This window comes from Agrobacterium sp. AGB01, assembly GCF_014851585.1.
Lineage (GTDB): Bacteria > Pseudomonadota > Alphaproteobacteria > Rhizobiales > Rhizobiaceae > Agrobacterium.
The window spans coordinates 1-25,629 of record NZ_JACVAB010000006.1 but is presented as its reverse complement, the minus strand read 5'-3'; the positions used below and the strand labels follow the sequence as shown (position 1 = coordinate 25,629).

General features: G+C 54.5%; 22 protein-coding genes. 5 read left to right on the top strand and 17 right to left on the bottom strand.

The features are described from left to right. Nucleotides 1–20 precede the first annotated feature (20 nt). From IB237_RS19370 to IB237_RS19355, 4 genes are read right to left on the bottom strand one after another with little or no spacing between them, the layout of a single operon-like run. Entirely contained in the window at nucleotides 21–1,007 is a 987-nt protein-coding gene (locus tag IB237_RS19370) for a DUF1839 family protein (protein ID WP_192490357.1), read from the bottom strand. Between the two features lie 4 nt (nucleotides 1,008–1,011). Continuing rightward, complete coding sequence (locus tag IB237_RS19365; protein ID WP_192490356.1) at nucleotides 1,012–1,920, bottom strand: amino acid--[acyl-carrier-protein] ligase; 909 nt, start codon at nucleotides 1,918–1,920, stop codon at nucleotides 1,012–1,014. Between the two features lie 4 nt (nucleotides 1,921–1,924). Then, complete coding sequence (locus IB237_RS19360) at nucleotides 1,925–3,106, bottom strand: acyl-CoA dehydrogenase family protein (RefSeq protein ID WP_192490355.1); 1,182 nt, start codon at nucleotides 3,104–3,106, stop codon at nucleotides 1,925–1,927. After that, a complete protein-coding gene (locus IB237_RS19355; protein ID WP_192490354.1) occupies nucleotides 3,106–3,357 on the bottom strand; it encodes an acyl carrier protein in 252 nt (83 codons plus the stop codon). The genes IB237_RS19360 and IB237_RS19355 overlap by 1 nt, the downstream gene beginning before the upstream one ends. A gap of 191 nt (nucleotides 3,358–3,548) precedes the next feature. Here IB237_RS19355 and IB237_RS19350 point away from each other — a divergent pair, with 191 nt between their 5' ends. Further along, nucleotides 3,549–4,544 carry a P1 family peptidase gene (locus tag IB237_RS19350; RefSeq protein ID WP_192490353.1) on the top strand — a complete coding sequence of 332 codons (996 nt, stop codon included), beginning with the start codon at nucleotides 3,549–3,551 and terminating at the stop codon, nucleotides 4,542–4,544. A gap of 6 nt (nucleotides 4,545–4,550) precedes the next feature. Here IB237_RS19350 and IB237_RS19345 read toward each other — a convergent pair whose 3' ends face one another. Further along, nucleotides 4,551–7,289 carry a cation-transporting P-type ATPase gene (locus IB237_RS19345; protein WP_192490352.1) on the bottom strand — a complete coding sequence of 913 codons (2,739 nt, stop codon included), beginning with the start codon at nucleotides 7,287–7,289 and terminating at the stop codon, nucleotides 4,551–4,553. Between the two features lie 184 nt (nucleotides 7,290–7,473). Here IB237_RS19345 and IB237_RS19340 point away from each other — a divergent pair, with 184 nt between their 5' ends. Then, nucleotides 7,474–8,652, top strand: a complete 1,179-nt coding sequence (locus IB237_RS19340) for an acetate/propionate family kinase (RefSeq protein WP_192490351.1) — start codon at nucleotides 7,474–7,476, stop codon at nucleotides 8,650–8,652. A 50-nt stretch (nucleotides 8,653–8,702) separates the two neighbouring features. Next, nucleotides 8,703–9,077, top strand: a complete 375-nt coding sequence (locus tag IB237_RS19335) for a winged helix-turn-helix domain-containing protein (protein ID WP_192490350.1) — start codon at nucleotides 8,703–8,705, stop codon at nucleotides 9,075–9,077. Here the strand turns inward: IB237_RS19335 and modC are convergent. The 4 genes from modC to IB237_RS19315 all read right to left on the bottom strand — a co-directional run bounded on the left by modC (nucleotide 9,071) and on the right by IB237_RS19315 (nucleotide 13,226). Further along, nucleotides 9,071–10,147, bottom strand: coding sequence for a molybdenum ABC transporter ATP-binding protein (gene modC, locus IB237_RS19330; RefSeq protein ID WP_192490349.1), 1,077 nt, complete (start codon nucleotides 10,145–10,147; stop codon nucleotides 9,071–9,073). The genes IB237_RS19335 and modC overlap by 7 nt on opposite strands. Next, entirely contained in the window at nucleotides 10,144–10,845 is a 702-nt protein-coding gene (gene modB, locus IB237_RS19325) for a molybdate ABC transporter permease subunit (RefSeq protein WP_192490348.1), read from the bottom strand. Before modB ends, modC begins: the two co-directional genes overlap by 4 nt. 80 nt (nucleotides 10,846–10,925) lie before the next feature. Further along, nucleotides 10,926–11,699 carry a molybdate ABC transporter substrate-binding protein gene (gene modA / locus IB237_RS19320; protein WP_371815371.1) on the bottom strand — a complete coding sequence of 258 codons (774 nt, stop codon included), beginning with the start codon at nucleotides 11,697–11,699 and terminating at the stop codon, nucleotides 10,926–10,928. A 243-nt stretch (nucleotides 11,700–11,942) separates the two neighbouring features. Continuing rightward, a complete protein-coding gene (locus IB237_RS19315; RefSeq protein WP_192490346.1) occupies nucleotides 11,943–13,226 on the bottom strand; it encodes an FAD-binding oxidoreductase in 1,284 nt (427 codons plus the stop codon). A gap of 274 nt (nucleotides 13,227–13,500) precedes the next feature. Here IB237_RS19315 and IB237_RS19310 point away from each other — a divergent pair, with 274 nt between their 5' ends. Further along, nucleotides 13,501–13,737: an Lrp/AsnC ligand binding domain-containing protein gene (locus IB237_RS19310; RefSeq protein WP_192490345.1), complete on the top strand. Its 237-nt coding sequence runs from the start codon at nucleotides 13,501–13,503 to the stop codon at nucleotides 13,735–13,737. Nucleotides 13,738–13,966: 229 nt separating this feature from the next. On the opposite strand, the gene IB237_RS19305 is transcribed toward IB237_RS19310, so the two are convergent. The 3 genes from IB237_RS19305 to epmA all read right to left on the bottom strand — a co-directional run bounded on the left by IB237_RS19305 (nucleotide 13,967) and on the right by epmA (nucleotide 16,759). Further along, the gene (locus IB237_RS19305; protein WP_192490344.1) at nucleotides 13,967–14,158 is read right to left on the bottom strand and encodes a hypothetical protein; all 192 of its coding nucleotides are present in this window, start codon (nucleotides 14,156–14,158) and stop codon (nucleotides 13,967–13,969) included. A gap of 487 nt (nucleotides 14,159–14,645) precedes the next feature. Next, nucleotides 14,646–15,698: a lysine-2,3-aminomutase-like protein gene (locus tag IB237_RS19300; RefSeq protein WP_192490343.1), complete on the bottom strand. Its 1,053-nt coding sequence runs from the start codon at nucleotides 15,696–15,698 to the stop codon at nucleotides 14,646–14,648. Then, entirely contained in the window at nucleotides 15,695–16,759 is a 1,065-nt protein-coding gene (gene epmA, locus IB237_RS19295; protein ID WP_192490342.1) for an EF-P lysine aminoacylase EpmA, read from the bottom strand. The genes IB237_RS19300 and epmA overlap by 4 nt, the downstream gene beginning before the upstream one ends. 150 nt (nucleotides 16,760–16,909) lie before the next feature. On the opposite strand from epmA, the gene efp reads away from it, so the two are divergent. Then, a complete protein-coding gene (efp, locus tag IB237_RS19290) occupies nucleotides 16,910–17,479 on the top strand; it encodes an elongation factor P (RefSeq protein ID WP_192490341.1) in 570 nt (189 codons plus the stop codon). Nucleotides 17,480–17,604: 125 nt separating this feature from the next. On the opposite strand, the gene IB237_RS19285 is transcribed toward efp, so the two are convergent. The 5 genes from IB237_RS19285 to IB237_RS19265 form a co-directional block, all read right to left on the bottom strand. Then, nucleotides 17,605–19,023 carry an efflux transporter outer membrane subunit gene (locus IB237_RS19285; protein WP_192490340.1) on the bottom strand — a complete coding sequence of 473 codons (1,419 nt, stop codon included), beginning with the start codon at nucleotides 19,021–19,023 and terminating at the stop codon, nucleotides 17,605–17,607. A 144-nt stretch (nucleotides 19,024–19,167) separates the two neighbouring features. Further along, nucleotides 19,168–22,263 (bottom strand): efflux RND transporter permease subunit, encoded by a 3,096-nt coding sequence (locus tag IB237_RS19280; protein WP_192490339.1) that lies wholly within the window; start codon nucleotides 22,261–22,263, stop codon nucleotides 19,168–19,170. Nucleotides 22,264–22,314: 51 nt separating this feature from the next. Continuing rightward, nucleotides 22,315–23,508: an efflux RND transporter periplasmic adaptor subunit gene (locus IB237_RS19275; RefSeq protein WP_192490338.1), complete on the bottom strand. Its 1,194-nt coding sequence runs from the start codon at nucleotides 23,506–23,508 to the stop codon at nucleotides 22,315–22,317. A gap of 181 nt (nucleotides 23,509–23,689) precedes the next feature. After that, a complete protein-coding gene (locus tag IB237_RS19270; RefSeq protein WP_259149615.1) occupies nucleotides 23,690–24,352 on the bottom strand; it encodes a TetR/AcrR family transcriptional regulator in 663 nt (220 codons plus the stop codon). A 2-nt stretch (nucleotides 24,353–24,354) separates the two neighbouring features. Then, nucleotides 24,355–25,305 carry a phosphoribosylaminoimidazolesuccinocarboxamide synthase gene (locus tag IB237_RS19265; RefSeq protein ID WP_192490337.1) on the bottom strand — a complete coding sequence of 317 codons (951 nt, stop codon included), beginning with the start codon at nucleotides 25,303–25,305 and terminating at the stop codon, nucleotides 24,355–24,357. Nucleotides 25,306–25,629: the final 324 nt, after the last annotated feature.

Here is a 25,629-nt window from a genome sequence, read left to right as displayed (position 1 = left end):
TTCAGTCAGGATTGGGGGTGTCACGCTGCCTCGCTTGCCGCACCGACGGATCTTGTCAGATCCTGCATCAGCAAATCCCAGGCATCGACTGCAGGATCAAGGACGGTGGTGAGAGCATCAAATTTACGGCGAGTAATGGCGCGAGCAAGCTGGAATTGCACAGTCTTGGAGATTTCTGCGATGCGCAGCGCATGTTGTTGTGCTTCGCCAAAACGGACTTCTCCACCCAGCCATTGTAGATGGCTGGCGGTCAGTTCGAAGTTGGCGCCAAGCTGCCGCAGGGTATTGAACGCGTACTTGTGGAAAAAGCCGAACGGCCTGTCGGCCATCGCTTCAACCTGCGCAGGGAATACCTTGGCAAAGGCCCGGACCGGATTTTTGGACGGACGCCGCGCAAAGTGGTGTCGCAGCAGCTGCTCGGCAACCGTGCGAATATGATGCTGCGAAACAGGTGCGTCCGGAAATTTGGCAAATTCCGTATAGGGCAGAAAGGGTGGTGCAGTCTCTTCGAGATGATGCTGGAACAGCCCTGAGAAATCATCGCCCTCCAGGTGGAAGAAACCGGCATTGTGGAAATAATCGAGAGAGCGATTTTTGACGTCGAGCCGGTTTATCGCAACGGTGGTCTTGCCATGCTCCTTGCCATAACCGACCCCCTGGGTATCCGGCATGTAGAAACTGTCCATTTCCAGCAGGCACAGACGGCCACGCTCAATCTGGGCCAGCACATGATTTTCCACGTTGTCGAAGATCGCAAGTTCGGACACGCGGATGCCGTAGAGCGCCTCAAGATCCTCAAGGGGCACCTTGAAGAAGGTGAACTGGTCTCCTTCGAAGTCTTGCGACAGGGTAAAACCGAGCATGGCTTCCGGTGGCAGGCCAGCGGCTGACAAGACCTCGATCCACAGATCGACATAACAATTGGTTTCCGGCCACATGCGCTCGGACGCGTGCAGCGGATGCTGGATGTAACCATCCGGATTTATAGCCGGAAAAACCTTTGTCATGTCATCAGCCCCAGAGCGTTTCACGAACCGTTGCTGGCCACTCCTGAACGTCGAGACCATGTTTGGCGAACAAAGCAAGCGCAATACGCTCCAGTCCGAAGCCGACACAGGCGGTGTGCGCAACTTGTCCATTGTCGAGGTTGAGCCCCCATTTCGTGCCGAATGCATCCTGATGGTAATTGAAGCTCATGCAGGCAGTCTTGTTGGCTGCCGACGTAACCGGGATGAGCAGTTCAAATTTCAGGTTCTGGTCACGCTGGTTGTTGGCCAGCATTTTACCGGCACGACCAAAGAACGGATCGTTGGCAACGTCAATTTCAACGTCCAGGCCAACGGCTTCCATCATTTTCACACCGCGATCCATCCAGGTCTGACGGAAATCGGTCACGTCTTTTTCAGTGCCCATACGGACATATTCGCGCATGCGGAACAGTTGCTGACGGGCCGGGTCCTTGGAGGGCTCATGCCGGAAACAATAGGACTGAATATCGTAGAGACCGCCGTCTTTTGGCAGGTTTCCGCGCTTGGCGATGGTAGGGTACAGCGGATAGCAGGCCGCTGGTGTCAAGACGATATCGGTCGCCTTCTGTTCCTTTGTCCAGTCATCACCCTCATCCATGCATTTCAGCAGGTTGATGTGATCCAGTTCACAGCCGCAGAACGAATGAACTGTGCCCGCCAGTTGCGGGAAACTTTTCATGTAGCCACTTTTTTCAAAATGGGCGCGGTTGATGCCGGGCGGAAAACGAATGGCTTCCGCACCATCAATGCCGCCGGTGCGGTCAATCAGACGTTCAAAAGCGGTGATGACATCCTCGAACTGGCCGCTTCGGCCATAGAGACCATCAACACCCGTATCAATCAGCAGGCCCTTCTCGAAGAGACGGTCCAGAAATGAGGTTTGCATATCCATTTTTTTATCCCAACAGGCTGGTGTCTTGCTTGTGAACAAGCAACAGATTTGCCGTATTGCCCAAAATACGATCGTTCGAGATCATCAATTGTGCGGAATGTGCATCGCGCAGATGGCGTCCGACACTATAGGGCGTACCGTTTTTGTAACCCATGATGCCGCAGATCAGCAGGGCATGGTTGATGATGTCGAGTATGGTCTCCGACGAGCAGATCTTCACATTGTTCATGGTGACCGCAAAACCCATGGACATCAGTGCGTCAGGGTCTTTTTTGGTCTCGGCATAGGCTCTAAGGCCGGCAATGACGTTAGAGCGAACCGTTTGCAGTTTGCTCGATACTTCTGCCAGCCGGATGGCGCCGGGCGGTACGATGCCGGGTGAACGGCGTGCTGCGGCGCGGACAAAGCTTTGTGCCCGCATGACTGCGTCGGCTGCGATGCCGTGCCAGACGGCACTCCACAACAAGTGGGAGGTGGCCAACATGGACTGGGCGGCGATTTCGGCAAAAGGCTTGGCAAATATCTGTACGGCAGGCGCTTCTGCCTTGAACAGGAAGCCATCCGAACAGGTGCCACGCATGCCGAGCGTGTCCCAGACATGGGTTTTTTCCAAGGAATACTGATCTTTCAAAAAGACCGTCATTACCTGATCGGAAGAACTGGCTTCTGCATGGGCACGGGACGTGACGAGAATGGCATCGGCGTCACTGCCGTAGGAAATAACTGTCGCGTCTTTTTGCAGGCGGCAGATCGTTCCCTCGCGCTCAATGGCGCAGATGGAATTACGCAGGTTTCCGCCGATACCGCCTTCGGTGGTTGCGGAGCCAAGCAGCAGTTGTTCTGCCGCGATGCGGCGCATGAATTGTGTATGCCATTCACTTTCTTCGCCATGTTCCACAAGGCTGGATGCCTTGATCTGGTGCATGGCAAAAATCATGGCGACGGCCGAGCACGCCTGCCCGAGTGTCGAGCAAACTTCGGCAATCTGTTCAAGGGAGGCGCCTTCGCCACCCAGATGAACCGGAATCTGAATGCCAAGCAGCCGTTCAGCTTTCAGCGCGTCAACGGCTTCCTTGGGAAAACGTCCGGCATGATCGACATCATCGGCATGTTTGGCCGCGATAACTGCCACCCGCGCAGTCCGGGCTGCAAGCGCGGTTTCCGGCAGGGCAACAGAAACGTTCATCAGGCTGCCTCTTGGTCCTTGATAATAAGGGTCACTGTGTCTTCGATAGCCTTGATGCTCGCAAAGGATTTGCGGTTCAAAAGATTATCAGGGAATTCGATATCGAATGCTTCTTCAATTCCAAGCATCAGTTGAACCGACGCGAAAGAAGAAAGCCCGGCTGCATAAAGATCAGCTTCATCGGCAATCGTATCAACGGAAACCGGCAACTGGCCGAACTTTGACAGTATTTCACGGATCTTCGCGTTCATCTCGACTGTATCTCCCTTCAAACTTCTGGATATCCTAGTCATTTGGATAATACTGAAAACATAAGATTCACCTAAACCATTAGGTTAATTGCTGATAACCATGCAGCCAAACAGGGGAATCTCAGACCGGCTGTAGACCTGTATATTGATGTTACAGGGCGGTGCAGGATGGCTGAGACAAAGAGGATATCATGGCGCAATTGCACAATTTGCTGACAGATGTTGCAGGTGTCCGTGTCGGGCATGCAACGGACCTCGCGCTTGGGTCCGGCGTCACGGCGATTGTTTTTGACCAACCGGCTGTTGCATCCGGTTCGGTTCTCGGCGGTGCGCCGGGTGGCCGTGATACCGATCTGCTCAATCCGGCAATGACCGTTGAAACTGTTGATGCTTTTGTATTGTCGGGTGGCTCTGCATTCGGATTGGATGCGGCGGGTGGCGTGCAGGCGGGGTTGCGTGAACAGGGGCGCGGTCTGCAGGTTGGCACAACACGGGTGCCGATTGTTCCGCAGGCGATCCTGATGGACCTGCTCAATGGCGGCAACAAGGATTGGGGTCGGCATTCGCCCTATCGCGACATGGGTTATGCGGCCTTCACGGCTGCTGACGACACGGCATTTTCGCTGGGAACGGTTGGTGCTGGCACAGGTGCCACCACTGCGACTTTTAAGGGTGGTCTTGGCTCGGCAAGTGCGGTGGCGTCAGGTGGATACGTGGTTGCGGCACTGGTTGCCGTCAACGCGCTCGGCTCAGCAACGGTCGGCGATGGTCCGCACTTTTGGGCCGCACCGTTTGAGCAGGCGGGCGAATTTGGCAACAAGGGGATTCCGAGCGGTTTTTCAGCGTCTGATACTGCCATGCGCTTGAAAGGTGTTACCCTAACGGCAACCACTATCGGTGCCGTTGTTACGGACGCGACGCTGAGCAAGGCGCAGGCGCATCGGATGTCGATCTTGGCCCATGACGGCCTAGCTCGGGCCGTATTGCCCGCACATCTTTCCAGTGACGGCGACACAATGTTTGCAGCGGCGACCGGTTTGAAACCGTTGGAAGCCGGGGCTCATTTTGCCGAGATTTGTCATCTTGCCAGCATCGTCATGGCCCGGGCGATTGCCCGGGGTATCTATGAAGCGACGGCGTTGCCAGTTGCCGGGGCGCAACCGGCCTGGCGTGATCGGTTTGCATGAAACCGGTCACACCTCCGAGGCAAACAGCCGCAAACGCCGCAGTACGATTTTTTCGATCTCCAGAACGATCATCAGCACGATGCCTGTTGAAACCACGACCAATCCGTCAAGCAGGGACAGCGGCGCCGTTTCGAACATTGTCTGCATGAACGGCGTGTAGGTGAACAGGAACTGCGCCGCAGTGACGGCGATAATCGCCAACAGCACCGGAGGTGTGCCCATTGCTCCGCGCAGGCTGAAAGACGTCATGTGCAGATAACGCACGTTGAACAGGTAGAAAATTTCCATCACCACGATGGCATTGACCACCATTGTCCGTGCTGCGGTTTCTCCCAGTCCACGCCATAGACCAAACTGGAACATGGCGAACACACCAAGCATGAATAGGATTGATACAAAAATCATCCGCCATAACAGGAATGGCGAGAGCATTGGTGCATCGCGTTTTCTTGGGCTCCGCTGCATGACACCGGGTTCCGGTGGCTCAAACGCCAGCACCAGCCCCAAGGTTATCGTGGTGGCCATATTGATCCAGAGAATATGGACCGGTGCCATTGGCAGGGTCAGTCCGAAGATAATGGCGATAATTACCGACAGGATTTCGCCGCCATTTGTCGGCAGAGTCCAGGAAATAACCTTGCGAATATTGTCGTAGACCGTACGTCCTTCATGCACCGCCGCCACAATCGATGCGAAATTGTCGTCCAGCAGCACCATCTCGGCGGCTTCCTTGGCGGCCTCGGTGCCCTTATGACCCATGGCGACGCCAACGTCGGCCTGTTTCAAGGATGGCGCGTCGTTGACACCATCACCGGTCATGGCGGCAATGTCGCCGTTTTCTTGTAGAGCGCGCACGATCCGCAGCTTGTGTTCCGGGCTGGTGCGGGCAAATACGCTGACGGACTTGACGGCTCTTTGCAGGTCCATGTCGGAAAATGCATCAACCTCAACGCCCGTCAGCACCTCAGGATTGTCGGCAATACCGAGTTGGCGGGCAATTGCCAGTGCCGTTGCGCCGTGGTCGCCGGTGATCATCTTGACGGAAATGCCTGCCGACCGGCACTGCGCTATTGCGGCAAGTGCTTCCGGGCGAGGTGGATCGATCAGGCCGGTTATACCCAGAAAAACCAGACCGGAGGCCATATCGTCAGGGTTTATGTCTTGTTTGTCCTGCGGCGCCGGTTTGGTGGCAAAGGCCAGAATTCTCTGTCCCTGCGCTGCGGCGGCGTCAATTTTTTCCTGCCAGTAGCTGATGTCGATTGGCTGGTCCGTATTGAGAGCGGCTTGTTTTTGGCAGAGAGAAAGCAGTGTTTCCGGCGCTCCCTTGACGAAAATGACCCGTTCGCCTGACGGTATGGTATGGAGTGTTGCCATGTAACGATGGCGCGCATCGAAGGGGATTTCATAAAGACGCTGCCAACTGTTTCGCTGTTCTTCCTGCGCAAGGCCTGATTTCAGCGCAAGCGTCACCAGCGCACCTTCCATCGGATCACCCAGCGTTACCCAATGGGTATCTTCATGCGTCAGGACAGCGTCGTTACACAACAGAGCGGCGTTGACGAGCTGGTCGCGGGCGGGGTCGTTTCTCGCTGGCGTTTCGTTACCGGCTTCAACCAGCATGCCTTCTGGCTGATAACCTGCTCCCGTCACATCGACTGTCGATGACGCCGTGACCACGCAGGCGACGGTCATTTCATTTTTTGTGAGAGTGCCGGTTTTGTCTGAGCAAATGACCGAAGTGGCGCCAAGTGTTTCCACGGCTGGCAAACGGCGGACGACAGCGTTTCTAGCGGCCATACGCTGAACACCGATGGCAAGGGTGATGGTGATAACGGCAGGCAGGCCTTCCGGTACAACACTGACCGCCAGCGCAACAACCAGCATCAGGGCGTCGGCCCAGTCATATTGATGGACAAGCAGCGCGATCAACAGCAGCACGGAGGCCAGAGCCAATGCTGCCCAGGTGATCAGTTTTCCGAAGCGGTTGATTTGCTCAAGCAAAGGCGTTGTCAGGCCTTGGACCTGGCTGATCAGCGAAGAAATACGGCCGATCTCCGTTGTGCTGCCGGTTGCCACCACCAGTCCGGTGGCTTGGCCTGTGGTGACTATGGTGCCGGAAAAACCGAGTGAGCGGCGTTCTGCAAGGCTGGCATCTGGTTGCGATGGGCTTTCATGCTTTTCAGCAGGAACCGATTCCCCGGTTAGAATAGCCTCGTTGATCTGCAGATTGCGTGCACGCATGATGCGAATGTCGGCGGGAACCTTGTCTCCAGCCTCCAGCAGAACCACGTCCCCCGGCACGATCTGTCTGGCATCGATATTCTGCTTTTCGCCGTTTCTTAAAACCGTGGCATGCGGCGCAATCATGTTGCGGATGGCGTCAAGCGCGCTTTCTGCCTTGCCCTCCTGAATGAAACCGACAATCGCATTGATCGTAACCACTGCAACGATCACGGCAGCATCGACAAAATGCCCAAGGAATGCGGCGAAGGCGGCAGCAACCAGCAGGAAATAAATCAGCGTATTGTTGAACTGGGCAAAAAATCGCAACAATTGGCTGGTTTTGGGAGGTTCAGGAAGCTGGTTTGGTCCGTGGGTTTCCAGTCGCCGTTTTGCTTCATCCGGATGCAATCCGGCTCCATTACTATCCAGCTTGTTAACGGCGTGCGGAACTTCCAATGCGTGCCAGGGAACTGGCTGGCTGTCGGAGTTCGCGTCGGTTTTTGGCGGCGCTGAAACAGTCATGAATACCCCTGATTTTAGATAGACCGAACGGGGCGGCATATCTTGTCTATTCACAGGATAGGGGAACGATATGCGCAATCATTGATTGAAATCAATTCTACGGTCAAAATCGACCCTATGATCCTGATGACAAAAGCGTGCGCGCTTGGTGAGATTGTCGGGTGCACGCAACGGGAGGTCAGTCATGACGAGCAAGATGCTTCTTACCTTCAATGCCGGTTCATCGACCGTGAAGATTGGTCTTTTTGCGGTCGAGGCGGATAAAGCCACCCGTATTGGCAAAGGCATCATTGATTTTCGGGAGCGTCCGTTGGTTTTCCATTTGATGGAAGGTCCGGAAGATTTTGAAGTGCCATTGACAGCGGATGGGCAGGATGTCCTGCATGATGTGCTGGAAGAAACCTTTGGCTGGCTCGCCAAACATTTCAACCTGGATGATGTCTATGCGGTGGGGCACAGGGTGGTGCATGGTGGCGACAGGTTCGGAGGCCCTGTTGTTCTGAGCCACGAAACACGTGTCGGTATTGAAGAGCTGACACCTCTTGCACCTTTGCATCAGCCACAAAGTCTGCGGTTGATCCAGGCGATCACTCATCTTTTCCCTGATATGCCGCAGACGGTTTCATTCGACACCGCGTTTCACAGAAGCCAGCATCCGTTGGCGCAACGTTTTGCGCTACCTTCTGCCCTGCATGATGAAGGCGTAAGGCGCTACGGTTTTCATGGCCTGTCCTATAAATTCATTGCCAGTGCCGTGAAGCGCATCGCACCTGAGCTTGGCTCCGGCAAGGTTGTTGCCGCGCATCTGGGAAGCGGGGCAAGTCTGTGCGCACTGGAGGAAGGCATTAGCCGTGACACCAGCATGGGCTTTTCGACACTGGATGGCATTCCAATGGCAACCCGGTGCGGAGCGCTTGATGCCGGGGTTCTTTTGCATCTTCTTACTGAAAAGGGCATGAAGCCTGTCGATCTGCAGGAGTTGCTTTATCACAGGTCCGGTCTGCTTGGCGTTTCCGGCGTCAGTGCTGACATTCGTGATTTGCTGAAGAGTGAAAATCCCGACGCCAAACTTGCGCTTGATCTGTTTTCTTTCCGGATTGCCGGCGAGGCTGCACGGCTTGCGGCAACATTTGGGGGGCTGGATGCATTTGTGTTTACGGCCGGTATTGGTGAACATCAGCCGTTGATGCGCAAAAGCATAGCCGAGAGGATGATGTGGCTGGGTGTTGAGATCGATGATGCCGCCAATAATGAAAACCGCAGGCTGATCAGCAGTGAGGCCAGCCGGGTCGCGGTTTATGTTATCCCAACCGACGAGGAACAGACGATCGCAGATGAAGCTCTCTCTGTTCTTTCGGAATAAGGCATGAAATAACAGCGACCATAGTCCTGCTGAATGTGTCGAGATAGTTGATGGAAAACTGTGATGATGTCTTGCGACTGGTGTTGCGGATCGATTTTCCGCCAGACAACCGGCTGGGTCATGGCAAGATCCGTCTGCTGGAACTGATTGCCTCGACAGGATCCATCTCTGCCGCAGGACGCGCGATGGATATGTCCTACCGAAGGGCTTGGCTGCTGGTGGATGCCTTGAACAGCATGTTCAGCAGGCCGGTTGTCGAATCCCAGCGGGGCGGCAAGCAGGGCGGTGGTGCTGCCCTGACGGAGTTCGGTAATGAACTGCTGCACACCTACCGGCACATGCAGGAAAAGCTTGAAAAGGCTGTCAAACCAGAGTTGGACTGGTTGGAGAAAAACCGCAGCCAATCATCTGATGCCGGTCAGTAGCGGTCGAGTGCTGCCGACTTGACGATCGCAAAAACCGGCTTGCCCGGTTCAAGCCCCAGCCTTTCCTGAGACAGCGTGGTAATCCGTGACAGGATGGTATCGCCACCACAATTGACGCTGACGGTGACCATGCCATCGGTGGCGTCGGATATGTCCTTGATGGTGCCCTGCAGAATGTTCAAAGCACTCAAACCATTGGGATTTTCGGTTGCAAGCATGACGTCGCGGGCAGGAATGTGCACACGCACGGTTTTTCCGATTTCGCCTGCCTTGGCAGGTATGGTGAGGCTTGTTTGTTTGAGGCGGACGGTCAGCAGTCCATATTTATCGTCAACAGCTTCGATCTTGCCGGAGAGAATACTGCCCATTTCACGGCGTTCGAGTTGGTTGGAAAAGGCAGATTCACCGAGAACTTCGCTGGCGGGACCTGCCGCTTCCACCTTGCCGTCCTTCATCACGATGACCTTGTCGGCCAGACGGGCAACCTCGGCAACCGAGTGGCTGACATAAACGATCGGCAGGCGCATTTCGTCGCGCAGAAGTTCCAGATAGGGCAGGATTTCCAGCTTTCGGGCTTCATCGAGCGCCGCAAGCGGTTCATCCATCAACAACATGCGTGGTGAAGACAGCAGTGCTCTGCCAATGGCGACACGTTGTTTTTCGCCGCCTGACAAGTTGTCCGGATATCGCGACAACAGCGCGCCGATGCCAAGCATTTCAATGATGCGGGCATCATTGGTCTGCCGGTTGGCCTTTGGTGTAAACCAGCGGCCATAGTCCAGATTTTGCTGCACGGTCATGTGTGGGAAAAGCCGTGCTTCCTGAAACACATAACCAAAGCGGCGTTTGTAACCCGGCACGAAAAGGCGCCTGTCGGAATCCGCCAGCGTCGTGTCATCAAGAACGACCTTGCCGCTGTCGGGTTTCGTCAATCCTGCAATGATACGGATCATCGAGGTTTTGCCGGATCCTGAACGGCCGAAAAGTGCGGTCACACCGCGTTCGGACATGAAGGATGCGTCCAGGTGAAAAGACTGAAAACGGTGATTGATGCTGACAGTGAGGCTCATTCTGCGTTCACCCGTTTTCCGACGAAGCGTGCCATGAATTCCGAGGCAAGAAGTGCCAGCATGGAAATGACAATGGCGACGATCGTCAACCGCAGCGCGCCGAGGTCCCCGCCCGGAACCTGCGTGAATGTATAAATGGCGGCCGACAATGTTTGTGTTTCGCCAGGAATATTCGACACGAAAGTAATGGTGGCACCGAATTCACCCATGGCTTTGGCAAAGGCCAGAATCATGCCGGCAATAATCCCGGGCAATGTCAGCGGCAAGGTAACCGTGAGGAACACCCATAATGGGCTTGCACCCAAGGTTCCGGCTGCCTCCTCCAGCTTGCGATCGACGGATTCGATCGAAAGGCGGATCGAGCGGACCATAAGCGGAAAGCCCATGATGCCGCAGGCAAGCGCTGCGCCCGTCCAGCGGAAGGAAAAAACGATGCCAAAATATTCATCAAGATAGGAGCCGATGAAACCGCGTCTGCCAAACAGAACCAGCAGGATGAAACCTGTCACGACCGGTGGCAGGATCAGAGGCAGATGCACGATGCCGTTGAGCAGCGATTTTCCCCAGAAACGGCCCCGCGCCAAGGCCAGTGCGGTGATGATGCCAAAGGGCAGGCTGACCAGCATCGCGATGGCGGAAACCCATAAGCTGAGGCGAATTGCGATCCATTCGTCAGGGCCAAGTGTTAGCCAGTCCACTGCGGGTTTCCTTTGTTCTTTTCAGCGAACGCCCCGGCCATGACCGGGGCGTGTATGTCGTCCATCCAAGTGGATGAGGATTACTTTACGATTGTAAAGCCTTCCTTTTCGAAGATCGGTACAGCTTTGTCCGACTTCATGTATTCGAGGTAGGCTTCAGCTGCCGGTGTCTTCGAGGAAGACAGGACTGCAACCGGATAGATGATAGCTGGGTGGGTATCTTCAGGGAACATGCCGACAATCTTTACCCCTGGGTCAGCAGCGGCATCCGTCTGGTAGACGATACCGTAAGGTGCTTCACCGCGCGATACCAGCAGCAGCGCTGCGCGAACGCTTTCTGCTCCGGCAACCTTGGGTTCAACCGCCGACCATACGCCGAGCTTTTCCAAAGCGGCCTTGCCGTATTTGCCGGCTGGAACGGAATCAACGGCACCCATCGCCAGGCGGCCATCGCCCAGCAGACCGGCCAGGTCGAAACCTTCCTTGATTTCAACGTCCTTTGCCTTGTCAGCTGGAGCTACCAGAACGATGCGGTTACCGAGAAGGTTGGAGCGGGTGTCTTCCTTGATCAGCTTCTTTTCAGCGACGTAGTCCATCCATGCCAGGTCGGCGGAGATGTAGATGTCGGCAGGTGCGCCAGCTTCAATCTGCTTGGCTAATGCAGAGCTCGCTGCATAGGAAACAGTGGTTTCGTTTTTGGTTTCCTTGGCCCATTCGGCGTTGATCGCATCCAGCGCATTCTTCATGCTGGCAGCGGCAAAAACCGTTACTTTTTCTTCAGCAGCGGCTGTGCCGGAAAGCAAGGCTGTGGACAGGAATACGGCTGCAACGGAAGCCGCGATTGTTCTGAACATGTGGCGTCTGAGAAATTTCATGGCGGTTCCTTTTGGTCATCCGATATGTTTGGTTGTATATGGCGGTTTGGCTTAACCGAGAATGGATATGTTTTCAAGAATACATCGATTTGCACCAACGTCGTATGCTGATGTCAGCCAGTCTTGTCCGTATTTGCGGCAAATAAAAACCGGACCTGCGGCGGCCGAGCACGCAGATCCGGTCAGAGAAGACTTTTCCGGCAACGGCATAGTTTACGGGTGCTAGAAACGTGCCCCGGCAATATGGGCAATCTGTGCGCCCGCTTCGTAGTAAGTTTCTTTGACGCTGCGCAGTTTCTGCTCTCTCGCTTTGGTCAGAGGCAAGGGCATGTTGTCTTCGGTGATATCACCGCTGACATGGCTTGCTATTGTTTTGCCGAAGATTGTGCCCGGCGCGATGCCGCGGCCGTTATAGCCAGAAAACCCGACGACATTGGGTGCGAATTTATGGAAACGTGGCAGGGCATTATCCGTCATGCCGATTTTGCCGTACCATTCGGCGTCAAATTCAATTTTGCCGATTTGCGGGAAGAGCTTTTGTAATGAGCGGATTGCCCAAGCCCGGTGAATGGCAAGGCCAGTGTTTCGCAATGCGCCGACGCTGCCGAACACCAGGCGGCCTTCCTTGTCCAACCGGAAAGATGACAGGATTTCGCGTGTGTCCCAGCATCCTTCCTTGCCGGGCAAAATGGTGTTCAGGACGGCTTTGTTCAGCGGTTTCGTCGCGAAATTGAAGTAGGGAAGATAGACCTGTTCCTGGCGAACGACTTCCCAGGGGCCGGTGCTATAGGCTTCCGATGCAACAATAATCCATTGTGCCGTGACGGAGCCTTTTGCAGTCCTGACGATCCAGTTTCCAGCCTGCCGTTCTGTCGATAAGACCGGGCTTTCAGTGTGTAGCTGGGCGCCTGCATTTTGTGCGGCGCGGGCAAGGCCGCGTGCATAGGCGAGCGGCTGTAAGGTGCCAGCCCTGCTGTCGTGAAGAGCGCCAGCATAGGCGCGGGTTCCAACACGTCTGGCGGTCTCTTCCGCATCAAGAATTTTTACCGGCGCGCCGCGTGCGCTCCATTGACGGCAGCGTTCCTCAATTTCCTCAAGGCCTGACTTGCCGACAGCACAATGCAGCGTACCGTTTGTCTGTAATTGGCAATCGATGGCGTGTTTTTGAATGAGTTCGCGCACAACCAGCGGCGCACCGCCCAGCAAATCCAGCAAGCGTTCGCCATAAACAGGACCAAGCACGGTGGGCAGTTCCTTGGGCATGGTCCACATGCCGCCATTGATCAGGCCGACATTTCGGCCAGCGCCGCCAAAGCCAAATTGTTTTGCCTCCAGCAGGGTTACCCGCGTGCCGCGTTCTGCCAGATGCAAGGCTGCCGAAAGGCCGGTATAACCGCCACCCACGATGACGACATCTGCCGAGACATTGCCTTGAAGCGGCGATGTTGCAGGCGGTGGGGGAGCTGTCATTTCCCACAGGCCGTGGGAGCGTGGATCGTTGTACATGTTCGCCATCCGGAAGTGGGTTTATCCCGTTGACCGGGACTGATTATGCTTCGAGCTTAGCGAGTGTGAAGGCTGTTGGATATCGACATATCGTCAACAGATCATTCCCTTAGGGAATAATGCCGATCTGCCCGGTTTTGTGCGAAGGCAGCAAGACAATGGTCTTTGCCAGAGGGCACAAAATGGCCAATGGACTTGCAACACAGGCACGCCTCAGCCAATAGTATTGTTGAAAAGAGGTGTGCCACCTCATCGCATTTCAGGATATCGACCAATGAAGCCAATCTTCGTTCAATTGCAATGCACACCGGGCAAGACCTACGAGGTCGCGGATGCAATCTACAAAACGGAGCTGGTGTCCGAGCTTTATTCGACCAGTGGTGAATATGATCTGCTGCTGAAGATTTACCTCAAGGAAGATCAGGATACCGGGAAATTCATCAACGATAATATCGTCTGCATCCCGGGCATCGTGCGTTCACTGACGACGCTGACATTTACGGCATTCTGAATTTTGTGAGCTTCGGACCTTTGTCGAAATCACTCTCTTTTCCTGAGAGAGTGATGACGTCGCTTTTTCGACATCATACTTTCAGCGCAGGGTTTCGTGCCGGATTTGTCTTAGGGGTTTCTGACATATAAAAAGCGCGGAGCGGTATGGAATACTTGGCTTCGCGCTTTATCTGTCGTGAAATATCGTTCAGCGTTTATGGACCGCACATCCGGCTCTGCGTGATATTTCACGCGACAGCAGCGATATTGCGATTGTGAACGAGATTGCGAATAGCCAGTTTCACATCATCTGGCGTATCGAACCGCTGTTCATCGAGATCGTGAACGTGGAATTTCACCGCAATGAACTTGAAACGATCATTATCCGGAATGACGATGCCGACTGGTTCACCGGCGAATTCTATAACTTGCTTTTGCATATGCGTACTCCCGCTACAGCTCGATTGCTGTGGCTTTGTCGAATGAATTTTGAAATGAATTGAACGGTGTTCAGGTCACATTCGACAGAAGCAGGAGCACGAAATTGTGCGCTCGTGTTTAAGCACAGTGCGACCAAGGGTGGCGGCATTGAATGTTAGTTTAAACATGTCACTCTCCTTCGTTCGCGTGTTGCACTAAAACCGGAGTCTAAACTCCAACAAGTTGCTTCGTAGCCGAATTTTAAATCAAAATCAACGTAAATGATTATGCGCAGAATATTTTTCTTTATGATGACAGATTTCGGGCGGAATTGTGAAATTTTGTTTTCGTGTAGTCTCCATCGGGCCTCCACCCGGGTAGCACAAATCTGCTTTTGGTGAACATCCGCGTTGAAACGTCGGGCATACCGATTGGTTCCGGCGATTGTGAAAAAATACACGCTGCCGGATCAGGAAAATGTGATTGGTATCAATTGCACGAAAAAAATTATGCCGGAGGGTATTTGTGGCTCTTTCCGGTAAAGTCGGACACCGAATAACAGCCATCGCCCGTCTGGCGGATCACCGATTCGCCAACTGGCGCTTTGCCGTAGCCACCTGGAATATCCAGAATATATGTCGGTTGGCAGAGGCCGGAGATATTGCCACGCAATTGCGCGACTATTTTCTGACCTTCCTCGATGCTCAGACGAAAATGTGATGTACCGGGCGCAAGATCGGGGTGATGCAAATAGTAAGGTTTGATTCGAGTTTCGACGAAAGCGCGCATCAAGTCTGCCAGGATGCTGGCATCATCATTAATGCCCTTCAGCAGAACGGTCTGGCTGATCATCACAATGCCCGCATCAACCAGTCTGTTACAGGCAGCGCGTGCTTGTGGGGTCAGTTCGTCGGCGTGATTGGCATGTAGTGCCACATAGGTGGTCTTGCCACTGGCTTTCAGTGCATCGACAAGAGCGTCGTCAATTCGTTGCGGCTCGACGACAGGGACGCGCGTGTGGAAACGAACGATTTTAACATGGTCGATTACTTTCAGCGCCAACATGATTTCGCTCAGCCGGCGCGGTGATAACACCAGGGGATCACCACCGGTCAGGATGACTTCCCAGATCGTCGGGTTGTCCCTGATATAGGCGATGGCCGTGTCCAGTTCTTCGCGGTTCAATGTGCCGTTGCCATCAGGCCCGACCATTTCACGGCGAAAACAGAAGCGACAGTAGACCGGGCAGATATGAACGGCCTTCAACAACACACGGTCAGGATAACGATGCACGATGCCTGGAACTGGGCTGTGCGCCTCATCACCAATCGGATCTTCGCGTTCAGTATTGGTGATGGTCAGTTCGGCCAGGTCCGGTACGAACTGACGGGTTATCGGTCCGTCACCATTTTCGTGCTGTATCAGGGCTGCGATATCAGGGGTGATGGCCACCGCATAACGCTCTCCAACCGGCGTCAGGCGATCAGACGCCGGTGCGTCGATCAACCCGGCCTCGTTTAAGGCCTTTACCGATTTGAGGCTGCGGGTAATCGTTGTCATCTCCCGTATTCCGCGACTGGTGCCCACATGACGAGATCGATACGCGGCGCGCCGGTTGCCAGCATGACAAGACGGTCAAATCCAAGCGCGATGCCGCTGGCAGCCGGCATCAATTCCAGCGCTGCCAAAAGGTCTTCATCCAGCGGATATGTCTCGCCATAGACACGTTGTTTCTCAATCATTTCTTGCTCGAAACGGATGCGCTGTTCTTTGCTGTCGGTCAGTTCTCCGAAGGCATTTGCCAGTTCCACACCGCAGGCATAAAGCTCAAAACGTTCGGAAACGCGGCCATCTTTCGCTGTCCGGCGGGCAAGTGCGGCCTCGCTCGACGGATATTCATCGAGAATTGTCACTCGGCCATAACCAAGTTCAGGTTCGATACGTTCGACGACGACTCGGCTGAACAGATCTGCCCACGTGTCGTCAAATGATGTGCGGATGCCGGCATTGGTCAGTGCGGCTTTCAGATGGTCGCGATCTGTTTCGCCATTTTTATCAATGCTAGCCAGAAGGTCGATGCCCGCATAACGCTCGAATGCTTCAGCGACACTTATTCTTTCCGCCTCCAAAAATGGATCAACACTACGACCATTGTAGGTGAAATGTTTGGTCTTGCTGGTTTCGGCAGCAAGGGCAAGAATGTCTGCGCAATCGGCCATCAGCATTTCATACCCGGTGTTGGCGCGGTACCATTCCAGCATGGTGAATTCCGGATGGTGCAACGGGCCTCGTTCCCTGTTGCGATAGACATGTGCGAAACAGGAAATGCGTTGTTCGCCCGCTGCCAGCAGCTTCTTGCAGGAAAATTCAGGAGATGTGTGCAGGTAAAGCGGAAAATGTTCGCCAGCCGTCGTTATGCCCTGCGTTGCAAAAGCATGCAAATGGGCCTCATTGCCCGGAGACACCTGTAGTGACGGTGGATCAACCTCAAGGAAGTCGTTTTTGGCGAAATAGGCTCTGAGATTTGCCTGTATCGCATTGCGCCCCAAAAGAAATGGCCTGCGGTCGGCATGCACATCCGGCGTCCACCATGGGGAAGATGTCTTGGCTGACGGGTTCATGGCTGGCTTTCTTTTTGGTCGATACAGTTGAAGGCTGGCTATTTGCGTGAATTTAAGGTACTTGCGCCCGGAAAACAGATTAAACGTCTACCGGCAGGCGCAGCCGCGCTGTCCTTTACGACGCATTTTACTGAGTTACAAGGAAGTCATATGGTCAAGGTTATCGCCTCATCTGTCCGTAAGGGCAATGTTCTCGAAGTCGAGGGCAAGCTTTACGTCGTTCTCACCGCCCAGAACTTCCACCCAGGCAAGGGCACGCCTGTTACGCAGGTGGATATGCGCCGCATCGTTGATGGCGTGAAGGTTTCCGAGCGCTGGCGCACGACCGAGCAGGTTGAGCGCGCATTCGTTGAAGACCTGAACTTCCAGTATCTTTACGAAGACGGCGAAGGCTTCCACTTCATGAACCCTGAAAACTACGACCAGGTTGTCGTAGACGTTGAGACCATGGGTGACCAGAAGGCCTATCTTCAGGAAGGCATGACCTGCGTTCTGTCGATCTATGAAGGCAACCCGCTGGCTCTCGAACTACCACGCCACGTGACGCTTGAGATCGTTGAGACCGAGCCAGTCGTTAAGGGCCAGACAGCGTCTTCGTCCTACAAGCCTGCTATTCTGTCCAACGGTATCCGTACAATGGTACCGCCGCATGTTGACGCTGGTGTTCGCGTTGTTATCGCCACCGAAGACAATTCCTACGTTGAGCGTGCCAAGAACTAATCAGCTCGAACCGAGTTGGCAGCAAAAACCTCCGGCCAAAACCGGAGGTTTTTTATTGTCTCGCCAACAAAAAAGCCCGCAACATGTGTTGCGGGCTTTTGCTTTGGGATGCGCTGGCAGGCAGCTTACATGGCTGGCTTGGCCGGTGTCGCGCCAATGGCGTAACCGCCACCGATAGCAACGCTGAGGGCCACGTAGTCCTGAGCTGTCTGCTGTACAGCCTGAGCAAGGCTTGCCTGGGCTGTCGAAACGGAACGCTGTGCGTCCAGCACGTCGAGCAGCGAAGATGCGCCGTCACGGTAGCTGGCGGTCGAGAGCGAAAGCGCTTCGTTGTAAGAGTTGACGGTTGCACGCAGGGCACTGGCCGTGCGCTGGTCACGGTTGATGGCTGCAAGTGCATTTTCAACTTCTTCAACGGCGGTAAGGACTGTCTGTTTCCAGACAAGGTACTGTTCGCGTGCGGAAGAGTTGGCAATGTCAACGTTGGCGCGCAGGCGGCCACCGTCAAGAATTGGCAGAACGAGCGACGGACCGAAAGACCAGGAGTTGGACGAACCACGGCTGCCACCGCTTATGCGCGAGTAGCTTGGTGTGATTGTGCCGCCAAGCTCGATGCTTGGGTACAGCTGCGCTTCGGCAACGCCGATCTGAGCGACCGCCGCTGCCAGTGTGCGTTCGGCTGCACGGACGTCAGGACGGTTGCGGATCAGGTCCGCCGGAATGCCGGTCTTTGGAATGGAGCGGGCAACAGGCTGGCGTGCGCCGCGTTGCAGTTCCACAACCAGCGACGATGCAGGCATGCCAAGCAGCGTTGCAACGCGGTGTGCTGCACGACGGAAGTTGGTTTCAAGGTTCGGAATTTCTGCGAGTGTCGAGTTCACCAGGCCTTCGGACTGTACAACGTCCAGACGGGAGGCTGCACCGGCTTCAAGCTGCAGCTTGGTCAGGTCGAGTGTTTCGCGACGCGATGTCAGGTTCTGACGGGCAATTGCCAGACGCTCCTGATAGTAGCGCGCATCGATATAGGCCGAAACGAGCGAAGAAAGCAGCGAAAGCTTTGCAACATCGGCGCTTGCGTAAGCCGCGTCGAGGTTTGCATTGGCGGCTTCCTTGGAACGGCGATACTGACCAAACAGATCCAGCAGCCAGGACACGTTTAGCGATCCAGCCGATGTATTGGTGACACTGCTGTCTGCCGTTGGCAGGCTGCCCTTACGGCCGCTGGTTGTGTGCTGGCCCTGGGTCGTGAGGCTTGGCAGTGCACCTGCGCCCGCAACAACCACGCTTGCTTCAGCCTGATTGATGCGCTCAAGTGCCTGAAGCACTGTCAAGTTCTGCGCCAAACCGGTGCTGACGTACCCATTAAGACGGCTGTCGTTAAAAGCATTCCACCAGGCAACTGTTGAAACATCGCCATTGCTCGTCTTGCCGCCCTCAGCAAATTTTGTTGGCAATTGAATTTCTGGTGCCTTGTGGTCTGGTCCCACAACGCAGCCGGAAAGCAGCAGCAGGGCCAGTGGAATGGAAGTCCGAATGGATAGCATCATAATACCCTAAAAGTTTCGAGATCTCACGGCTGCCCCGAATACTGGCCCCGATCAGCATTTATGGTGAATCGTAGCATAAGGTTTGCTACGATTCGTATATTTTTTAACAATCAGAGAAGTGCAGGCACAACGTTTTTTCTGTCAGTGTGACCGTTTTGATATCTTTCTGATGATTACGAAGAAGGACGGTACGAAGAATACGCCCAGAACCGTCGCTGCAAGCATGCCCCCGAGAACGCCGATACCGATGGCGTTCTGAGCTGCGGAACCAGCACCCGTTGCGATTGCAAGTGGTACCACGCCAAGAATAAACGCCAGCGACGTCATGATAATTGGGCGCAGACGCAAGCGTGCTGCTTCCAATGTCGCATCGAGCAAGCTTAACCCATGCTCCATTCGTTCCTTGGCAAATTCCACGATCAGGATCGCGTTCTTTGCCGCCAGACCGATGGTCGTTAGCAGGCCAACCTTGAAGTACACATCGTTGGACTGTCCAAAGAAGTGTGCTGCCGCCAGAGCACCCAGCACGCCAACCGGAACGGCCATGATGACCGAAAACGGAATGGACCAGCTTTCATAAAGTGCAGCAAGGCAAAGGAAGACGATGAGGACCGAGAGAGCATAGAGGGCAGGAGCCTGCGAACCGGACAGACGCTCCTGATAGGAGATGCCCTGCCAGGCCACGGTGTAACCACCGTTGAGGCTTGCCGTCAGTTTTTCCATCTCATCCATGGCAACACCCGAGGCAATGCCTGGTCCGGCCGTACCTTCGAGCGAGATCGCCCCTGTGCCGTTGAAGCGTGCAAGGGTTGGAGCGCCGCTTACCCAGGATACTTCCGAGAAGGACGAGAATGGCACCATTTCACCGCTGCTGTTACGGGCGTACCAGAACTTCAGGTCGTCCGGTTGCATACGGTATTGTGCGTCGCCCTGAACATATACCGGTTTCAGTTCACCATTCAGCGTGAAGTCATTGACGTCACGACCGGCAAAGATGGTCGAGAGCATCAGGTTGACCGAGGCAAGATCGACACCCATGGCACCCATCTTTTCCTGATCAAGGTTGATCTTCATCTGCGATTCGTTATCGCGGCTATTGCTGCGCAAAGAACTGATGTTCGGGTTGGACCCGGTCATCTGGATCAGTTCCTTCGATGCAGCCGTCAACGCGTCATTACCGTTACGACCACTGTCGACCAGATACATCGAGAAACCGCTCGATGTGCCCATGCCCTGAATAGCAGGCGGAAGCAGCGGGAAGACCTGGGCATCACGGAACGTGAAGAAGGTTCCCATAGCACGCTGGACGATGGCTGCGGCATGTTGCTCAGGTTTGCTGCGAAGTGGGAAGTCCTTCAGCTTGGTGAACACCATCGCGTTGTTCTGGCCGGAGCCGGTGAAGCTGAAGCCGAGAACGCCGAATACGGAATCGACATTGTCTGCTTCGTTTTCGCGGAAGTATGTTTCGACCTGTTTTACGACTTCATTGGTACGCTCTATCGTAGACCCTGTTGGCAGCTGAACGATGGTCAGCAGAACGCCCTGGTCTTCCGGAGGAAGGAACGAGCTTGGTAGCTTGGTGAAGAACCAGGCACAACCGCCGATGACGATGGCAAACATCACCAGGACGCGCAGCGGACGCTTCAACAGATAACCAATGCTCGAAACATAGCCGTCGGTTGTCTTGCCAAAGCCGCGGTTGAACCATGCGCCAGGACCACGCTGTTTTTTGTGGTGGTCGATCGGCTTGAGGATCGTGGCGCAAAGAGCCGGTGTCAGCACGATGGCCACGACGGCCGACAAAAGCATGGCCGACACAATGGTGATCGAGAACTGGCGATAGATAATGCCGGTGGAGCCGCCGAAGAAGGCCATCGGAATGAACACGGCCGTCAGAACCAGAGCGATACCAATGATCGCACCGGTAATTTCACCCATCGACTTTTCGGTCGCCTCGAGAGGCGGAAGCCCCTCATCGGACATGATACGTTCGACGTTTTCCACCACCACGATCGCATCATCCACCAGAAGGCCGATGGCAAGCACCATGGCAAACATGGTTAGCGTATTGATGGAATATCCCGCCAGCGCAAGAATGCCGAATGTGCCCAGCAGAACCACGGGAACCGCGATCATCGGAATGATCGTTGCTCGCAAATTCTGCAGGAAGATCAACAGAACGACGAAAACGAGAATGATCGCTTCGATCAGTGTGTGAACAACCTTCTCGATGGAAAGTTGAACGAATGGCGTGGTGTCATACGGATACTCAATGACAACACCCTCAGGCAAACCTCCAGAGGCAACGTCAAGCGCTGCTTTCACGCGGGCTGCGGTATCAAGAGCATTGGCGCCGGTCGCAAGGTTTACGGCAAAACCGGAGGAAGGACGGCTGTTGGAGCGGGAATCGCCACCATAGCTTTCTTCACCAATTTCAATGCGGGCAACATCGCTCAAACGAACGGTTGCGCCGTCCTTTTCGACCTTGAGGATAACCGATTCAAAGTCTGCAACTGTGGTCAGCTGGCTCTGAGCCGTAATCGTGACGTTCAGCTGCTGACCCTGTACGGCTGGCAGTGCACCAAGTTGACCAACGGAAACCTGGGTGTTCTGGCTCTGAATAGCCGTGGTGACATCGCTGGTCGTCAACTGGTATTTGTTGAGCTTGAACGGATCGAGCCAGACGCGCATGGCGTAACCGGAACCGAAGATGTTGATGCTACCAACACCTTCAAGACGCTTGATCTGGTCTTCAATGCTGGTCGAGAAAATGTCACCCAGATCCACCGATGTACGTTTGCCATCGGTGGAAATCAGGGCGCCGACCATCAGAATACTGGAGGTCGAGCGGCTGACTTCGATGCCGGCCTGCTGCACGACATCCGGCAGCTGGGTCTGGACGAGCTGCAGTTTGTTCTGCACCTGCACCTGAGCAATATCCGGCATGATGCTGTTACCAAAGGTCAGCGTAACAGAGGAACTGCCGGTTGAAGAAGAGGATGTCATGTAAGTGAGGTCATCGAGACCGGTCATGCCGTCTTCGATAACTGTCGTCACCGATTTCTGTACTGTTTCCGCGCTCGCGCCATTGTAGCTGGCGCTGATGCGAACCGTTGTCGGTGCGATATCTGGATATTGCGAGATAGAGAGTGTGTTGATGGCCAGCAAGCCGCCAAGCATAATCACAATCGCTATCACCCAAGCAAAGATTGGGCGCCGGATGAAGAAGTGGGCCATATGTGTTTCTGCGCCTTCGTTGTTACGGTCGTCGGGCGATTGTCGCGATTATCAGTTTGCGGGAGCGGCTGCTGGAGCCGCTGGCTGGGTTACCACCAGTCCCTTGTCGTCAATTGTTACTTCAACAGGTGCAATCGGTGCGCCGTCGCCAATCCACTGGAAGCCATCCACAATCAGCTTGTCGCCGTCCTTGACGCCTGTGGTTACAAGCCAGGAATTGCCGGACTGGCTGCTTTCAGCAAATGTGCGCGTTTCAACGGTGCCCTTTTCGCTGACAAATTTTGCGGTTAGTTCGCCGCTCGGGTTTCTGTCGGCAGCACGCTGCGGAATGAGGAAGCCTTTTTCCTCGCCGATGGTCAGCGTGGCGCGGACGTACATGCCCGGCAGAATGAGGTCATCCGGGTTGTCGAACTGGGCGCGGATGTAATAAGTGCCGGTTGTTTCGCTTACCGCCATATCCGACATGTCGACCTTACCGGCATGAGGATATTTCGTACCGTTTTCCAGGGTCAGGTGGAGGTCGGCCTCGGCATTGTTCGGTCCCTTTGAGCCTGCGGCAACTGCCGTGCGAAGACGCAGCAGATTGGCACTGGATTCAATCAGGTCAATGTAGATCGGATCGATACGGCGCAGTGTGGTCAGCGCGGCGGACTGGTTTGCAGTCACAACGTTACCGATGCTGAAGCTCGTCGATGTGGTGATGCCGTTGAACGGTGCGCGGATTTTCGTCAGGTTGAGATTGATATCAGCCGCCTGAAGCGCCGCCTTTGCCTGCGCAACATCTGCTTCGGCCTGAAGCAAGGTCACCTTGGCATTTTCATATTCAATCTGCGTTGCTCCGCTGTTAACCAGACGCTCATAGCGGGCCAGGTTTGCCTGAGCACTTGGAACACTGGCTTCAGCCTTTGCAAGGCTGGCGCGGGCCTGCGCAACTTCGGCGACATAGGTGTCGTCTTCGATTTGGTAGAGCAGGTCGCCCTGCTGCACTTCGCTACCTTCCTTGAAGGTGATCTCGCGAATGATGCCGGTGACGCGCGGGCGGATTTCCGCAGTCTGGAAGGCGCTGGCACGACCGGGCAGTACCGTCGTCAACGGCTGCTCGGATTCTTTCATGATAACAACGCTGACAGGAGCAGGTGGACGTTCTGGCGCTTGCGCCTGTGCACTCTGCTTTTCATCGCTGCAGCCTGCAACCACGCCAGCCACGCACAAGGCGGCAAGAACCGGAAGGATACGTCTTGTCATTCGTGTTTCCCACATAAGAGCCAGCTCTGCGGACAAAGAGAGCTTTTTCTGATGATCCGCAAGCCGGAGCTGATTTCAAGCAATTATCAATAATGAACCAAAAACATCCGGCTTATTGGATACAATGAGCCGGATGATTGAATTTCGTCAGTTGTTATCAAGTGACGTAAAATTAAAAGCGTCACTTTGCAAGTGTATTTCGCAGCGCAGCATCCATCATATTGACGAGTTTCGTGCAGCGTGTGGCTAAAATATCCGGGTTCTCACCTGCGATGAGGACAGGATGGATAACGCTGACGAGGGCGTGATTGATGGTATCGGCGGTTCCGTCGAGATCGTCTGTCTGGTAAATTCCAAGCTTGATGCCGGCTGCGATGATTTTGCTGACATGCGCATTGAGCACCTGCAGATACTGCTCGCCGCAATCCAGTTCCTGTTTGGCCATCAAAACCAGCATCTCAAACACATAAGGTGTTTCTTCCAGCGTCACGACATGTTTGCGCATCAGTGACAGCGCCATCTGGTGCAGTCGCTCATAGGGGGGCAGGGTGGTGTCCATGGCATCCAGATCATTTTGCAAAGAGGTGATCTGTCTGAGGACGATGGCGTCAACCAGCGCGACCTTGGAGTGAAAATGCTTGAATACATTGGCTGGCGACATCGACATTGCCGCGGCAATGTCGGCAATCGTCACAGTCGAGAAGCCGCGCATGCTGAACAGCTTCTCGGCCGTGGCCAGAATTTCGCTGCGGGTTTCTTCTGCAGGCCGCCGCAGCCGCTTCCGGGGAAGCGCGGTTTTTGCTGTATTGCTGACGGTTTTTATGGATGCAGATGAGTTTACCACAATCAGGCTCCGGTAAAATAGGGCTCCAAATTCTTGCGAACACGCTCCAATGGTGTGTTTTCGCTATTATCAGGAACGAATGTTTTCCCCGTTATTTGCTCATATGCTCTTATATACACATCCGATGTCTCCATGACGAGCTTTTCCGGAATCTCCGGAATGTCATCCTTATAGGGATCGCAACGTTCAACCACCCATGCTCTGACAAAGTCCTTGTCAAAGCTCGCTGGCCGTGTGCCATTTTCGAAGCTTGCGCCATAGGATTCTGCAATCCAGTAGCGGCTGCTGTCAGGCGTGTGAATTTCATCGGCAAGAATGATGTTGCCTTCGGCGTCCGTGCCAAACTCATATTTGGTGTCGACCAGGATCAGGCCATGTTTGGCGGCGATCTCCTGGCCGCGCTTGAACAGCTCTAGCGCATATTTTGACAGAGTCTGCCATTGCTCACTGGTGAGCAGCTTCTTCTCAACGATTTCGTCGGGTGTCAGGGGTTCATCGTGTCCGCCGTCAAAGGCCTTGCTGGTCGGGGTAATGATCGGTTCCGGCAGTTTCTGGTTGTCGCGAAGGCCATCCGGCAGAGTGATGCCATACACCTGGCGCTCGCCCTTCTTATAGAGAGTAAGGATGGAGGTGCCTGTTGTGCCAGCCAGATATCCTCTGACAACGATCTCAACAGGAAGAATATCGAGACGTTTACCGATCACCACATTCGGGTCCGGATAGCTGATAACGTGGTTCGGGCATATGTCTGCGGTTTGCTCAAACCAGTAACGTGCGGTATGGGTCAGCACTTGTCCCTTGTAAGGAATGCAGGTCAGGATGCGGTCAAAGGCGCTGATCCGGTCCGTCGAGATGATGATGCGCGAACCGTCTGGCAAGTCGTAATTCTCGCGTACCTTTCCGCGATAGTAATTGGGAAGTTCGCGAATAACGGCTTCTTCTAGTATGCGCACGGCTGCTCCAATCCTTGTATCAAACGGGCCTGTCGGTGGCCTCAGTCGAATAGTGCTGGCAATTCCTATGGCATTTTTCAAACGACAGGGCCAGCATATGCTTTTAAGCCGCCAAAATCGGTCAAAATCTGTAAACGTCATCATTTCTCTAATAAAAACAGTAGTTTGTATGATTTTATTATAAATATGAAAAAGGGCTGTTGACTTGTTTGGGAGGTTAGATTTATAAGTCCGCTCACTGAACGAGGGCGGCGGCGCTGCTAGCGACGGACTGCTTCGTTTTGGAGAAATCACGATAGATTGGCTTTTATGGCTGGTTTGTTC